The organism is Shewanella metallivivens (assembly GCF_028750675.1).
Taxonomy (GTDB): Bacteria; Pseudomonadota; Gammaproteobacteria; order Enterobacterales; family Shewanellaceae; genus Shewanella; species Shewanella metallivivens.
The window spans coordinates 942,455-957,595 of record NZ_JAQQPZ010000013.1 but is presented as its reverse complement, the minus strand read 5'-3'; the positions used below and the strand labels follow the sequence as shown (position 1 = coordinate 957,595).

Here is a 15,141-nt window from a genome sequence, read left to right as displayed (position 1 = left end):
ATCTCCGTATTCACCGCCTCTCAGTCCACATTTAACCATGAGCCAAAAACATGACTTTTGATTTTTGTACTGTATATCGTAAACATTTTGTCACTGGTGTGTTTTTTCCGGCGATAGCGATGATAAGTTTTGCTGCCGCCATGCCTGCGTTAGCTGAAACGGACACTCAGCCAACGGCTGCATTAGATTTGGTTTGGGAGAACCATTACATTACTGAAGGTCGCAACAACTTAGATAAAGGTGGTATCGCCTGGGCAGTGGCGAGTGTTGAACACAATGACATGGTGGCTTATGCCGTTGTAGGAAGAGCTGACCAAGTCAACTACACTGAGTGGAATGCCGGTTTAGAATACACATTGCATTTGGACTACGATATAGAAGCCACTTTGGGTTACCAACGCTTAGAGTTTTATGGTGATGAACGCGCATCAGATAATGAATTTTTTAGTTCAATCACTTATAGCGGCTTAAATTGGTTCGTTCCCGCAGTCAGCTACACTTATGCCACTGAAGTCTCTGGGTACTTTGTCACCCTGAGTGTTTACAGCCCGTGGGAGCTCAATTCACAAATCACGCTAACACCTTACGTATCGCAAGGCTTTGATTTTGGCTACAGTAGCGAAGCGCACGACGGTGCTAACCATGTGCAATTTGGCCTAGAGGCTGATTATCAATTCAGTGACAACCTGACTTTTGCTGCCCATATGAGTCACAGCATTGCACTAGAAGATATCAAACAGCAAGCCAGTGCCGACGGAGTGCAAGGCAATCTTGACGAAACCTATGCAGGATTCGCTATTAGTTGGGGGTTTTAATCCTTTAGCCTTTGGCTCGCATTTTAACACTGTGCGACTACACTAAGTGGTCAATATATCATCACCCAAGGATCGCACATGCTGACCCGCCCAGCACAACACGCCGCATTTTGCGGCGTGTTGTTAACAACCCTGTTACCCAGCTCAATTATTTTTGCTGCCGAACTCAGTCAGTTAACCCGCAGTAAATTAGCCACAAAATCGACCAATAATAGTACGCAGCTTAATAACGACAACGCCAAAGATTTACCGCAACAATCGGCCATTGACAGCCAAGGTAATGTGATTGAACTACCTGACGACACTCGTTCTGCCTTAGAGTACCGAGCTGACGATATCTACCTCAAACCAAGCTTACAGCAGCATATCGATGCCCCCCAAAAAGCCACTTCTTCATCACGCCAAGTCAGCATCACAATGGCAGATGACCCCAATTGCCGCTGGCTTAACAACCGCATAAAACACCTCAAAAATAAACAACGGCAAACTCAGCACAGTCAATTTAGTCATTACCAAGATGAAATCGATATTAGAGAAGCTGAATGGGATTGTCTTAAGTGTGCAGGCAGCGGTCCAAATAGCGTTGACCGAGGAGCCTGTCAATATAAGCGCTAATCAGAACCACTGTGTGCATATTTAACGACTAGATTGCAAACTCAATCCCCCCTACAATGGGCGCATAAATCGTATTGGAGAACATCATGGCTCAACATTTTGACTATATCGCGCTTGGCGCAGGTAGTGGCGGTATCGCCTCAGCAAACCGTGCAGCAATGCGTGGCGCAAAAGTACTTGTTATTGAAGCAAAGCACGTTGGCGGCACTTGCGTTAACGTAGGCTGTGTCCCTAAAAAAGTGATGTGGTATGGCGCTCACGTCGCAGAAGCCATGAATTTATACGCCAAAGATTATGGTTTTGATGTCACCGTTAATAAATTTGACTGGAACACCTTAGTTGAAAACCGCGAAGCTTATATTAGCCGTATTCATGCCGCTTATGGTCGTGGCTTTGAGAACAATAAGGTCACCTTATTAAATGGTTATGGCCGCTTTGTGAACAACAACACCATTGAAGTCAATGGCGAACATTACACGGCTGATCATATTGTTGTCGCAACGGGCGGGGCGCCAACGTTCCCTGATATTCCGGGAGCCGAATACGGTATCGACTCAGACGGCTTCTTTGAACTACGTGAACAACCTAAACGTGTGGCAGTGGTCGGTGCAGGTTATATTGCCGTAGAAGTCGCCGGCGTCTTACATGCGCTTGGCAGCGAAACGCACTTATTGGTGCGTAAACATGCTCCTTTGCGCAACTTTGACCCTATTTTAATTGACGGGTTGGTGGAAGCAATGGCTACCGACGGCCCTACATTACACACTCATAGCGTGCCAAAGTCAGTCAGCAAAAATGCTGATGGCAGCTTAACCTTAGCGCTTGAAAACGGTGAAAGCTTAACAATTGATTGCCTGATTTGGGCCATTGGTCGCTCACCTGCTACGGGTAATATTGGTTTAGAAAATACAGATGTACAGCTTGATGCCAAAGGCTATGTGATTACAGACGAGCAGCAAAACACCACCGCAAAAGGGATTTACTGTGTTGGCGACATTATGGCGGGCGGTGTTGAATTAACCCCTGTTGCCGTAAAAGCTGGTCGTTTATTGTCAGAACGTTTATTTGGCAATATGCCAAATGCCAAAATGGATTACAGCTTAATTCCAACCGTAGTCTTTAGTCACCCAGCGATTGGCACTATGGGATTAACTGAGCCAGAAGCCGTCGAGAAATATGGCCAGGACAACATCAAGGTTTACACCTCTACCTTTACCTCGATGTACACCGCTGTTACTAGCCACCGCCAAGCGTGCAAGATGAAACTAGTGTGCGCAGGTGACACCGAAGTGGTTGTGGGTATTCACGGTATCGGTTTTGGTATGGATGAAATACTCCAAGGTTTTGGCGTTGCGATGAAAATGGGCGCAACCAAAGCAGACTTTGACTCAGTTGTGGCAATTCACCCTACGGGCGCTGAAGAATTCGTCACCATGAGATAAAATAAGCAATTAAAAAATAAGACTAAAAAGCCGTGTTAGGGTTAACACGGCTTTTTTATTGCAGCATATCGCGTTTATGCGGTCAGTGCTTTGCTGTCTTCTTTATCTTGTAACCACTGCAAAAACACTTTAATGTTCGGTGGACGTTTTTGTGAGTGCCCCATCAATTGTGTCATTGCAAAACTATGTTGATAGTACATTTCGGCATCGTTGTAGTGTTTTTGCGCATCATCACTATTGATCATCGCTCCGCGTAAATAGTCGCACAGTAACTCACCACGGTTAAAACCACTGATTTCACCTATTTCCATTAATGTTTGTGCATTCCACTGCTTATATTGCTCAAGCAAACGATCAAAGCGTTCACGATAATAATCACTCGCTTGTGCTAATACCGTCTCGTTAGGCACCACCCTAGCGATGACAAATGCTTGCTCAGACAAAATGCGATACAAACGTTGGCAGTGATGAAAAATAAATCGTAAATAAGGGTCGCGATATTGCACTGTGTCTTGTTCGGCTTGCATTAACCACGTGCGGTAATCGGCACAGGCAACGGCAATAATTAAGTCTGCTTCAGAGGTAAAGTGATTATAGATTGTACCTTTAGATATTTGGCTAGCCTCAACGAGATGTGAACGACACAGATCAAAGGTTTTGTGCCCTTTTAGGCAGCGTTGAGATACCTCAATTAGATAGTTACCACGTTTTTCCCAGCTAGTCATAATAGACCCCAATAAAAATCTCTGTAACTTCACATTTACATCATAGCAAGCTTTGTTGATACCTCATATTGAGTAATACTGATACCACTATGAACTTATTCAATAGCCTATGTTAAAGATAGAATTGTTAGAAAGTTTTATCGCTGTTGCTGAGTCAGGTAACTTATCAAAAGCAGCCGATAAAATTTGCCGAACCCAATCAACACTTAGCCTCCAGGTTAAAAAACTTGAAGAAAGTGTCGGCCAATCTTTGCTCATTAGAGACAACAAAGGTGTCACCTTAACTGAGTCAGGTGAAACCTTACTAAGCTATGCCTATAAAATGGTCCAACTCAACTCACAGGCACTTGATGAACTAAAAGAGTGCCACAACCGTGAAGTGATTCGCCTTGGTGTACCGACAGACTTTATTAAGTGCTATTTAAACAGCTGCTTATTAGAGTTTATCCGTGAGTTTACCTGTATTGAATTAGTCATAGATACTGATGTGAGTGGCAACTTATACAAGCGGCTGCATCAAGGTGAGTTTGATGTGATAGTGGCGACGCATTGGCAATTACCGGTTAATGGTGAATTGTTATTTACTCGACGTTTTAAATGGGTCGCCGCCGCAGAGGGTAATGCCCATCTACGTAAAACCATTCCGATGGGCTTATACCCAGAAAACTGCCCAATACGGGCACAGGTGTTTGCGAACCATCGGTTATCGATGCGCCCTATTAACGTATTACTGTCAACGCCATCGCCTCAAGCACTGTGTATGGCGGTCGAAAATGATTTGGTTGTTGCCCCTGTCGCAGAATTTAGAATTAACAACAAAATGCAGGTATTAGACCCACTTGAGCATGGTTTACCACCATTACCCGTTTTTAATGAGTCGTTATACCTTAATCCTGACACCCAAACCGATGCCACAAAACAGCTAATAGACCTAATTAAAACCAATGTTGAACACAAAGGCTATCAACTGGACAAGCCCATATTGAACATGGTTAAGGCCAGTTAAACGCTTAGAATTGTTTTGCTGCACATTGTTGGTTATTACTCAAATATCACTTCTCTAGCAAAAGTGTTACTGTGTCATTATGCTGCTGACACAGTAACAATAACCAACAATTGCAAATCAGCTTCTAATTAAAAGCTCATCAACCGCTTACACAATTACGCTGCCAAACAAAAACGCCAACACAACGCTCATGGTAATGGTCACCACACCCGGAATAAGAAACGGATGATTAAACACTGCCTTGCCAATGCGTGTTGAACCCGTGTCATCCATCTCGACAGCGGCCAATAAAGTGGGATAAGTGGGCAGTACAAACAATGCGCTCACGGCTGCAAAGGATGCAATGGCAGTTAACGGGCTCACACCAATCGCCAGTGCGGCAGGCATGAGTGCTTTAGTCGTTGCCCCTTGCGAATACAACAACATCGATGCAAAAAATAACGCCACCGCCAGCAACCAAGGCTGGTTTTCAAGTAGGCTACCCGCAACGGTTTTAATGTCATCAATATGGTTAGACACAAAAGTGTCACCCAGCCATGCCACCCCTAGCACACAAATACAGGCTGACATGCCCGACTTAAACGTCGATGCATTTGAAATTTTGCTGGCATCTAAACGACAAAACCAGGTGATTGCCGCCGCTGCAGATAGCATAAACAGCATAATGGCCACATCGCGCGATAATACTGGACTGCTAATTAAACCGACTTTGTCAGATATTGCAGTGGCATATGACATCACCGCCATAATCGCCACTAAAAAAATCGCGACCGAACGTTTAGCGCCGGGCAATAAAGTCACTTGAGTTTCGCCGCGCACTTTCACTAACCCACTGGCTAGCCGCTGTTGATAAATAGCATCTTCAGATAACGGTTTACCCAATAACGAAGCCACTGCTGCGCCAAGTAAACAGGCAATAAAGGTTGATGGAATACACACGGCTAACAGCACCAAATAATCCACACCCAAAGGCTCTAAAATACCTGAGAAAAACACCACGGCGGCAGAAATAGGTGACGCGGTAATCGCAACTTGCGAAGCAACTACCGCAATCGATAACGGCCGTGAAGGACGGATACCCTGCTCTTTAGCAACCTCAGCGATAACCGGTAAGGTCGAAAAAGCGGTATGGCCAGTCCCAGCAAACAATGTCATCAAATAAGTGACAATCGGGGCTAAAAAAGTAATGTGCTTTGGGTGTTTTCGCAGTAACCGTTCAGCAATTGACACTAAATATTCCATGCCACCCGCCTCTTGCATAGCAGCAATAGCGGTAATTACTGACATAATAATCAGCATGACATCAATGGGGATCGTCCCTGGCTTTAACCCTAAACCGACAGTGAGAATTAACACGCCAACGCCACCAGCAAACCCTATCCCAATACTGCCCATTCTTGCGCCGAGGTAAATGGCCCCAAGCACAATCATTATTTCAATTATCATCATAGTGTGAACTTTTTAAATCCTAAGTAGTGTGAAGCAATAACAGGGAAAACTGCTTCAGAGGACGGGATATTACTCTGTTGTAATTTTACGAATGTAGACGTGGATCAATTTACTGGATTGAAATAAAACAAGTGGGGGAGTCAGTGGATTTATTAAGCAGTTTATCGCTAAGCAATCGTCAATGAACTTCAATAAAAATGCCAATCAAACGATTGGCATTTACTTACCTAGGGTTCACTTGAGTCTCTGTACTTAAGCTTAAAAATAGTAACCAAAGTTAACATTAATACGGTAATCCCAGCTGTCACCAATCTCTGGAAGTCCAATATGACCATTGTCTAGCGTCGAAGCGTACATGTTTTTACCCGTGATAAAATCAATCATGGTATAGGTAGGCCCAGACGATAACGCCACACCGGTGACATTTTGATAGCTATTGTCGTAATCGTCGTTGTCGACGTCTGGTGTGACAAGTCCAAAGTCGTTATACACTTTTACACTGCCCCAACTCGTGGTAAAGGTTTTAGCTACATTAACACTGTAGGCTTGTGCCTTTGAGGCAATTTCATATTGCCAAGCGTAAGCCGATACTGCAATTTTGTTATCATCAAGAGAGTCTGCAGCGTCGTATTCATACTGCATCGCCTGAAGCTGTAAGTTCCAACCGTTATAGCTACTGTCTAAATGCAACGCAATTGCATAACGATCACCATTGTTACCTGTGTTGCTATTGTAAATCTGGCCAACCTCAAATGAGCCGCCGACGACGGTTTTGCCGCCTTCGTATTCCATCTCATAGGTTTGGCGAATATTTAACTGATTGGTTTCTTCGTTATAATATTCAGTACCGTTAACCGTCCCGGTATACAAATCGGTTGAATAACGCTCATTGCGACTGGCACCGTACTCTGCATTTTTATAAAACGCCAATTCAGTACCCCAACCATTACTTGAGTAAATGGTTTTCACACCCGCATCATAGTCATCTTCAAAACCTAGATAATACGGTACGCCAAACCAAAAACTATTTGAAATAAATCCAGGGTTACCAAAAGGAACCTGATTTATACCAAACTGAATTTGCCATTCAGGTGAGTAGTCATAAAAGACATAACCATAACGTAATGTTTCCCAGCCATCATAAAAACGATACTCAGATGCTAAGCCCCAATCATCTAATTTACCGTTAAACTTAATTGATGCCATTTCGAATGTTAAGTCACCCGATTTATCTTTAGCGCTTTCACTGTATTCTTTATATGAATAATTAGCTCTTAACGTTCCAGAAACATTAATTCCGTCTTCAGCGTCTTGTGCAACAGAATAAGTTGAAACCAAGCAAAGTGACACCAAAGTTGATAATAAAGAAAGTTTTAATAATTTCATTATATATTCCAATTCAATTTTTAAGTATTAATTTATATAAACGATTTTTACCATTTCATTTTGGTTAAATCACATTGAATAACTTCATCTTTATGTGCTGGAGTACCAGGGTTTTTAGCTGACTCACACAATAATGTTGTACCGTAATCATTACGTTTATCGTCGGCGTTACTTCTGGCCCAAACAGACACAATGGCACGCTCTTCAGGTTTAGCTTCACAGCTACCATCTACCTCAAACGCATGGATAGTGTTTTGATGAAAATACATCAATGGATCAACATCAGCGCTACCAGACAACCACATGGTGTGGCCATTGTGTTGGCCCGCATCAAACTGCACTTGTCTCATTTTATCGTCTTGCTTAACGGTGGTGAGTAATGGCGAATCTTCTCGCACTGCAAAGCTCTTAAACTCATTAGCGCATGCAGGTACGCGCATGTTGTAATAAATTTCAGATATGGCATGGTTATGATATGGGTAAAGCGTATCAACCGACTGCACTGTCATGCCAATTTCGGCACCCACTTTTTGGTTGTTAATTTCGTCAATGCGCAGTAATCCCCAGTGCCCAAAGATTTCGGCATAAGCATAACCACCACGTATGTTGTTGTAATTTTTATCATTACGTTTACTTTCTTCAGCATACATTGGGAACCAACCCGCTGCAGCCCATAAGTTAGGCAGGGTGTTAGCACTGATGTCGGTAGGAAATGCAGAAGGCATTTTAATTTCGTCACCTGTGACCATTTTGGTAAAGTTTTTGGTGAATACTTTACCTAATTTACGCACATCTTTATTAGTGACTTTAGTGTCAAAAAAGGTATCGAATGTGGTGCGGTTAAGCCATTTAGCAACGGGGGATTTCTGCGCTAGCTCTCCACCTGGACTATAAATCCAATTCACATCTTCGCGAGCACCAAAGCACTTTTTCGCTTTATTTGGGTTATTAATCACTTGGTAAATATTTTTAACTAATAGCTTCATGTCGCGGCGATCCATGATGCACATATTCTTACCGCCTTCAGTAGAATCATACATCGCTTCATCTGAATTTAAGCATGGGCCATTTTCGCTATTGGTTAATGCTACGGCATAAGATTGTAGATATTGCAGGGTCTCATCCCAAAGAATATCGACATACTTTTGATCTTTTTCAGAATACTGAGGTGTGTCCCCTAAACACGTAAACTCAGCATTATTAATATCATTTACATCTAAAAAACTAGGTAGCTCAGCAGACATTGCTGAACCCGATAACATCATCATAATGAAAAGCGCATTATATTTCATAACATCTCTCTTTATTTATAATTTTAAACAAGATTGATGATATATATGGAATTGATTCCAAAAATTTAAATAAAACATGTTTGAGAAACAATCAAATAAAAATAAAACAAAACTGTGAACTATATTGTTTACACTAAAAATACATGAAAAACATATTCAATAAAAACAATAAAGCCATATATTAAATAATATACGGCTTTATTAGTAACTAAATAATTAAATAATTAAATAATTAAATAATGTTATTTAGCCTTTATGCTTGTCATATTTAAAAGTATGACAGTTACTGCACAATGGTTCTTTTGTTTTATGTTCTGAATGACATTCTTGGCAAGGTAAGTCTTTACCATAGTGAAGGTTGTTATGTGGGTTTTGCCACTTGTCTTCATCACTTCTCGCCGTTTGTTTTGCTAGGTCATCAACATCATGACACTGTAAGCAAGACTGATCTGATGGAAACTGCTTGATACCATTGTCATGACAGGCTTTACAGTCTTTACCAATAACATCTTTGTGGTAGTCGCGGATCTCGACTGCTTGTACTGATAAGCTGGTTAATCCAAGTAGTACCAGCCCAAGTATAATATTAAAGTTTTTCATTAATGATTCCTCTTGTTTACTGGTCTATTTACGCTTTCATGATGCTGCGTGCGGCAGTCATACCCATCACCATACACTCAGGAATTGAACAACTACCTAAGCGGCTAACACCGTGGATACCACCACATACTTCGCCTGCTGCATAAAGGCCTGGGATTGACTTACCAGTGAAGCTGTCTTTCACTTCCGCTTTAACATTGACCTGAACACCACCTTGGCAATAATGCACTTTTGGCCATAAACGAACCACGGTAAATGGTGCTTCGATATACTTATCTTTAGCCTTGGTCATGTTTTTACCAAACTGCTTATCTACACCAGATTTCACATAGCTGTTGTACTCTTCGATCTGTGCTTTTAATGGTTTTAGCGGCACGTCGAAATGTTTAGCAAGCTCTTCAATGGTGTCGAATTTCCAGCCAACATTGTACTTAATCACTTTTTTAGTGTTTGGATGGTTTTTAGAATCTTTGTAGCTTGTGATTAAGATTGGAGGTAACGCTTCGCCTTTTTCATTGCGGCACGAAAGCTCTGCATCGGCACGAGTCTTACGGTCAGCAATTTCGTCCATAAAGCGCTTACCCGTTAAACGGTGAATCGCCATTGAATGAGGGAAGTTATAAATTGAGTAGTTAGACACATAACCAAAACCACCTTCATCAGGTGATGCCCAAGGGCCAGACTGGATGTGTGCTAAATGCACAGGAATCGCACCTAAACGGAACATTTCAAACATGCCCTCGCCTGTTGCACCTGGTGCGTTAGTACAGCCTACTTCTGCATTAAGTGTTGGGTCTTGCGCCATACGTAAATCAACGTTTTGCGCGAAACCACCTGTTGCCATAATCACACCTTTTTTGGCGCGAATATTTAATACTTTACCAGGCTGGTCTTCACCAAAGTGGTAGTTGGTACGCATTTTAACACCAACAACTTCACCTTTACTGCCGACTAGGAAACCTTCAAATTTTGAACGGTTGTGAGTATTAACGCCGACACGCTTACATTCTTTGTAAAGTGGTTGAGTGATACCAGCACCACAGCTAACTGTAGTTTGATAAGTACGTGCTACAGAGTGACCACCTAATTGTTGTAAGTAAGGGTGGTATTCTGAACCTGCGTCTAGCGTCATTTGTAATGCTTCTACCGCATGCGATGCAACATGGCGTAATAACGCTTCATCTGCAATACCACGGCCTGAAGCCAATTGGTCGTTAACCATTCTTTCTACAGAATCTTCAACACCTTCTTTCTTTTGCATTGGTGTACCAGGTGCTGCAAATAAGCCACCATTAATCGCCGAGTTACCACCAAAATATGACATTTTTTCAAAAATATGGACATCTTTTGCACCAAGCTTAGTTGCTTCAATTGCAGCAGCTAAACCGGCAAAGCCAGAACCAATAATTACGATTTCGACTTCTTTGTCCCATTTAACACCGTCAGCCTTTTCAGACACTGCCATTGCTGGTGCTACCATCGCTGCACCCGCAGCAATACCAAGCCCTGCAATAAACTTACGGCGCCCCAACAGATCTACATTGCTCATAGGTCATCACCCCTTGTTGTATAATTGACGATTCATCATATCGATGGAATCAATTCCAAAATGGGAACTAATAATGATGTTTGATGAAAATGTCGGCGGATATCGACTAATCAATTGTAGGTAGAGTTTTTAGCGGGATTTGTTACGAAACATAGATTTTGGAACACAGTCCAACTCGTGAAGTATTTAGTGATGATATTGTATGCCGCTCAGTCGCTATCTCAATAAACTTTAAAAGACCAAATGCAAATCTGATGAGTCGCTACAACGCTTATTATAATGGGTTGTTAACACGTAATAAGCCGCCTTTACGCTTCGCCCAAGACGGCTTATGTCTATGGCTAACCGCTAGTTATCTTCACATAAGTTACGCCCTGCGGCATAACAGCTTGGTTGGCGTGGACATACGGCACCGCGAGAACAAATTAACCGAGCTTCGTTTTTAATTCCGCGTTCAATCCAATTAATATTAAGGATTTTCGCCACACTGGTGAGATCTTTTTTAATGTGTTTAGGGATGTCAATTGAGCCACCATTACCAGCACATGCTTGTTTTAAATCATTGGCAATCGACTGCGCGTCTTTGCCTTGAGCTTCAATTGCCGGATTAAGATCGATACCAGCACACAACACATGTGGATTACCTGCAGAGTCATCAACCTTAATCGACTCACAACAATAAATCCGCGGCTCATTGCCGACATTTAAAATTGATATCTGTGCCGACGTGCCTTCAGTGGGCTCACTGATCATTCTAAATACCGCCCAATGCTGACACGGATCTTCCACCAAGCGCATATTGCCCCATGGCAGTGGAATACCATTGCCGCGATACACTGCTTTAAGTTTACCTGGCGCATAAGCATCAAAGTAATGCCAATGAGTATAAGGAGACACAACCGTCATGCGGCGCATGGCCACCGAAGCCGACACTTGTAATTGTTTATGCACGCTAATTTCATAACCGTGACGGTCAAGCAACTGCCGGTAAGGCACTTTAGGACACAAGAGGGCACCAGCAAAAAAGCTGGATTCAAAATCACGCCAGGCATGCAAGATATCTTGGGCATTGATGTTATTTGATTGTGGTGCGTAGGCGTCTTCAGAGTCTTCTCTGCGTCCTGACATCATCACGCTCTTTAATCCGTCTTTGTTGTGTAATACACAATGACCAATATGCACTGCTAAGTCATATTTAAGACGGTTAGGTCTCGTTTTTAAAATATTGCTAACATAAATAGTGCCCGGCGGTTCAAAAAAGGAGGTCACTAATTGTTTGGAACTCACACCTCTTTCGTCCATCACTTCTTTTGGCGCACGATCAATCCACTTAATTTTGAGCCCCATGCCTTTGGCAATATCCATAATGTCTTCAATGGCTAGCGGCATACGCTTTAAGCCCACCTCTTCAGCGGCGCGCTCCAGATCTGGAAAGTGGTTTTGGTGATGTTCTTGGTGCGCACGAATAAGCAAGTGAGCAAACTGACGACCACTGGTACCGGTTTGCGACAACATTTCAGGAATGGCGATTTGCAAAATATCATTAGAAAACAAAAAGCTTGGTTCAAGCGGCATACCGCTAACCCCACCTTTGTTGCCTTTTTCTGGTGTAATCGCTTCATCCTCTGGCACATCATCAAGGAACCATTCAACTTCTTTTTGAAAAACGGCGGCGATAACAGCCAACATATGAGCACTCGGAACCCGTTTTCCGCGCTCGATCATCGATAAATATGACACCGAAGGCGCGTTGCTCGAGTCCACACGTACACAACGCGCCGACAAATCTTCCATTGTTAAGTTATTGCGTTTACGCAAATTTCTTATCTTTGTGCCCAAAAAATGGGTCTTTCGCATCAAGCTTTTTTCATTTCTCATTTTGTATAATTCACAGTGTAAAATTTTTATTGTGAAATTCTTTGTAAAAATAGCATAGACTAAAAATCAAGCTGCTAACAAGGCTTAATAGTAAACAAATAACAAAATTAATTTCTGACCTACAACACAAGAAGAGGATAAGGCGATGAATATGTCTACTCAAGCAAGCAATACAGCCACCCAAAACCTTAACCGCTTCATCGGTGAGCAATTTGTGGCTACAACGAATCAACAAGATCGCAGCACAAATGCAAAAGACTTTTTGGATGCACAATTCCCACTAGCCAATGGTTCACACCAAGATGTGTGCAGTTACGTGGTTTACTACAATCACTTACTGGCTTTCTTAAAAGATGGCACCCAGTGTGGCTTACAAAATCCATGTCAGTTTGTGGCGTTAACGGGCCACAAAAATGAACCGACCTCTGTGGTATTAAAAAATAACGATACCCATGTAGAAATTTGTTTTGACCGCCTTGGTAAACTAGGCGCAAAAGATTGTGCACATATTGAGGATATTCAAGTGTCTATGCCAATTAAAAACTTACCTACACCTTACAAGCAGTGGATCAGTTTATTACACACCAGCTGTCAACCGACTGAAGGTAACTGCAAGGTATTTACGGCTAAAGATGGCACTGACTACGCACTACACCAGCGTTAATGAATAGTCGGTACAATAAGTCACGACAGTAAATCGCGACCATCAAACAAAAAAGGCTTCTCCCATTTAATCAATGTGAGAAGCCTTTTTGTTATTGTGTTAGTTGTAAATTGATGGCTTGATGATTACGGCCAAAAAAAGCGTGATTGCTGCGTCACCTGATTTTCTGGCTCCACAGGGGTTAAGTTAGCCACACTGTTAATTTGGGTCACACTAAATTGCAGTGTTTGCTGGCTTGTGTCATCAACGCGATCACTACGATGACCGCTAACCGTAATGGGATAATCTAATTGTTCGCCTGGTTTTACCTGCACCACAGTGTCGGCCACTATGGTCAACGAGGGCATTTTATTACTGCGCACTGCAATTTGATACACTGCAGCTTGTTGAGTTTTATTACGAATTTTAAGCTGATAGCTGTTTTCAACCCTATCGACACCCACTTCACGGTACAAGGTTTGACGATCACGGATGACATTAAGCTGAATATGACTTAATTGGCTTAAATCGATAATAATTAAGCCAATCATTATTAGCAGTGCGCTGGCATATCCCGGGGCTTTGAGTGAAAACACACTGGCATGAGGCTGACCTTTTAAGGCGTTTTCGCTGGTAAAACTGATTAAATGGGGTGCATAGCCAAACTTTTCCATGGTTTGATTACAGGCATCAACGCAGGCACCACAGTTAATGCACTCGTATTGCAAGCCGTTACGAATATCAATGCCTGTGGGGCAAACATCCACACATAAATTGCAATCAACACAGTCACCTAACTCGGTTTTTTGGGCACGTTTACGTGGCCCACGGGATTCACCCCGTTCAGCATCGTAACTAACCGTTTTAGTGTTTGCGTCAAACATCACAGCTTGAAAGCGAGAGTAGGGGCAACAATGCAGGCACATCATTTCACGCATCCAGCCGGCATTTAAATAAGTACAAATGGCAAAGAACCACACCCAGGCACCGGTCCAAAAACCACTGCTTGCAGTCAAAATATCAATATACAGTTCACGCGCAGGCATAAAATAACTGATAAACCCGCACCCTGTGAGTAAGGCAAACACAATCCATAATGCATGCTTGGTCAGTCTTTTACTAAATTTACTGATTGACCATGGCGCTTTATCTAATGCGGCGCGGTGATGATGATTCCCCTCTATTTTGGCTTCTACCCACATGTAAATGAAGGTCCAGGCGGTTTGTGGACACAAAAATCCACACCACACACGGCCCCAATATACGGTAACAAAAAACAACGCAAACGCAGCCGCCATAAAAAACCACGCTAATACCGTAAAGTCCTGTGGCCATAAGGTGAGATGAAAGAAAAAGAATTGCTGCTCGGTTACGTCAAACCAAATCGCCTGGCGGCCCTGATAGTTAATAAAAGGCAGTAAAAAGAATAACGCTATCAGTAAGGTATTGCTGTGCTGACGCAAACGTTGAAAAACACCCTTTTGTTCACGCACATGGATTTTTGCTGATGGCGTGGCGATTTGAACCACCGGAATGCGCTGCGAAGCATTGATTTTAGCGCTAGATTGGGACGCTGGCGCTGTTTGAACTGATGAGTTGGGCATAACTGGTTTCCTATAACACGGTATTGCCCTGCTATAGCAAAGACTAAGCCAACTAAAAACAGACGCTAACAAGCTGATTTTAATGAGATTAGATTTTTAGGTGTGCACAATAGATCACGATATATCATTTAAATGGC

General features: G+C 42.6%; 13 protein-coding genes. 5 read left to right on the top strand and 8 right to left on the bottom strand.

Translation table 11 applies throughout. The features are described 5' to 3' along the window. The first annotated feature begins 50 nt into the window (after positions 1 to 50). The 3 genes from PQR79_RS16950 (at position 51) to gorA (ending at position 2,872) form a co-directional block, all read left to right on the top strand. A complete protein-coding gene (locus PQR79_RS16950) occupies positions 51 to 815 on the top strand; it encodes a hypothetical protein (protein ID WP_238107819.1) in 765 nt (254 codons plus the stop codon). Between the two features lie 78 nt (positions 816 to 893). Then, positions 894 to 1,430 carry a hypothetical protein gene (locus tag PQR79_RS16945; RefSeq protein WP_238107818.1) on the top strand — a complete coding sequence of 179 codons (537 nt, stop codon included), beginning with the start codon at positions 894 to 896 and terminating at the stop codon, positions 1,428 to 1,430. A gap of 86 nt (positions 1,431 to 1,516) precedes the next feature. After that, positions 1,517 to 2,872 (top strand): glutathione-disulfide reductase, encoded by a 1,356-nt coding sequence (gene gorA / locus PQR79_RS16940; RefSeq protein WP_238107817.1) that lies wholly within the window; start codon positions 1,517 to 1,519, stop codon positions 2,870 to 2,872. Between the two features lie 74 nt (positions 2,873 to 2,946). Here the strand turns inward: gorA and PQR79_RS16935 are convergent, their stop codons facing one another. Then, on the bottom strand, positions 2,947 to 3,597 hold the full coding sequence (locus PQR79_RS16935) for a TetR/AcrR family transcriptional regulator (RefSeq protein ID WP_238107816.1): 651 nt from the start codon (positions 3,595 to 3,597) through the stop codon (positions 2,947 to 2,949). Between the two features lie 109 nt (positions 3,598 to 3,706). Between PQR79_RS16935 and PQR79_RS16930 the strand changes: the two genes are divergently transcribed. Continuing rightward, positions 3,707 to 4,603 (top strand): LysR family transcriptional regulator, encoded by an 897-nt coding sequence (locus tag PQR79_RS16930; RefSeq protein WP_238107815.1) that lies wholly within the window; start codon positions 3,707 to 3,709, stop codon positions 4,601 to 4,603. 147 nt (positions 4,604 to 4,750) lie between these two features. On the opposite strand, the gene PQR79_RS16925 is transcribed toward PQR79_RS16930, so the two are convergent. From PQR79_RS16925 to PQR79_RS16900, 6 genes are all read right to left on the bottom strand, one after another. Further along, on the bottom strand, positions 4,751 to 6,052 hold the full coding sequence (locus PQR79_RS16925) for an anaerobic C4-dicarboxylate transporter (RefSeq protein ID WP_238107534.1): 1,302 nt from the start codon (positions 6,050 to 6,052) through the stop codon (positions 4,751 to 4,753). 258 nt (positions 6,053 to 6,310) lie between these two features. Continuing rightward, positions 6,311 to 7,438 (bottom strand): hypothetical protein, encoded by a 1,128-nt coding sequence (locus PQR79_RS16920; RefSeq protein ID WP_238107533.1) that lies wholly within the window; start codon positions 7,436 to 7,438, stop codon positions 6,311 to 6,313. 47 nt (positions 7,439 to 7,485) lie between these two features. Next, the gene (gene dddY / locus PQR79_RS16915) at positions 7,486 to 8,730 is read right to left on the bottom strand and encodes a dimethylsulfoniopropionate lyase DddY (RefSeq protein WP_238107532.1); all 1,245 of its coding nucleotides are present in this window, start codon (positions 8,728 to 8,730) and stop codon (positions 7,486 to 7,488) included. A gap of 246 nt (positions 8,731 to 8,976) precedes the next feature. Continuing rightward, the gene (gene ardB, locus PQR79_RS16910; protein WP_238107531.1) at positions 8,977 to 9,330 is read right to left on the bottom strand and encodes an acrylate reductase cytochrome subunit ArdB; all 354 of its coding nucleotides are present in this window, start codon (positions 9,328 to 9,330) and stop codon (positions 8,977 to 8,979) included. Positions 9,331 to 9,358: 28 nt separating this feature from the next. Continuing rightward, on the bottom strand, positions 9,359 to 10,879 hold the full coding sequence (ardA, locus tag PQR79_RS16905; RefSeq protein WP_238107530.1) for an acrylate reductase flavoprotein subunit ArdA: 1,521 nt from the start codon (positions 10,877 to 10,879) through the stop codon (positions 9,359 to 9,361). 348 nt (positions 10,880 to 11,227) lie between these two features. After that, complete coding sequence (locus tag PQR79_RS16900; RefSeq protein WP_238107529.1) at positions 11,228 to 12,757, bottom strand: DUF3612 domain-containing protein; 1,530 nt, start codon at positions 12,755 to 12,757, stop codon at positions 11,228 to 11,230. Between the two features lie 151 nt (positions 12,758 to 12,908). Here PQR79_RS16900 and PQR79_RS16895 point away from each other — a divergent pair, with 151 nt between their 5' ends. Next, a complete protein-coding gene (locus PQR79_RS16895) occupies positions 12,909 to 13,421 on the top strand; it encodes an aldolase/citrate lyase/malate synthase family protein (protein ID WP_238107528.1) in 513 nt (170 codons plus the stop codon). A 125-nt stretch (positions 13,422 to 13,546) separates the two neighbouring features. Here PQR79_RS16895 and ccoG read toward each other — a convergent pair whose 3' ends face one another. Continuing rightward, positions 13,547 to 15,004, bottom strand: a complete 1,458-nt coding sequence (gene ccoG, locus PQR79_RS16890) for a cytochrome c oxidase accessory protein CcoG (protein ID WP_238107527.1) — start codon at positions 15,002 to 15,004, stop codon at positions 13,547 to 13,549. Positions 15,005 to 15,141 lie beyond the last annotated feature (137 nt).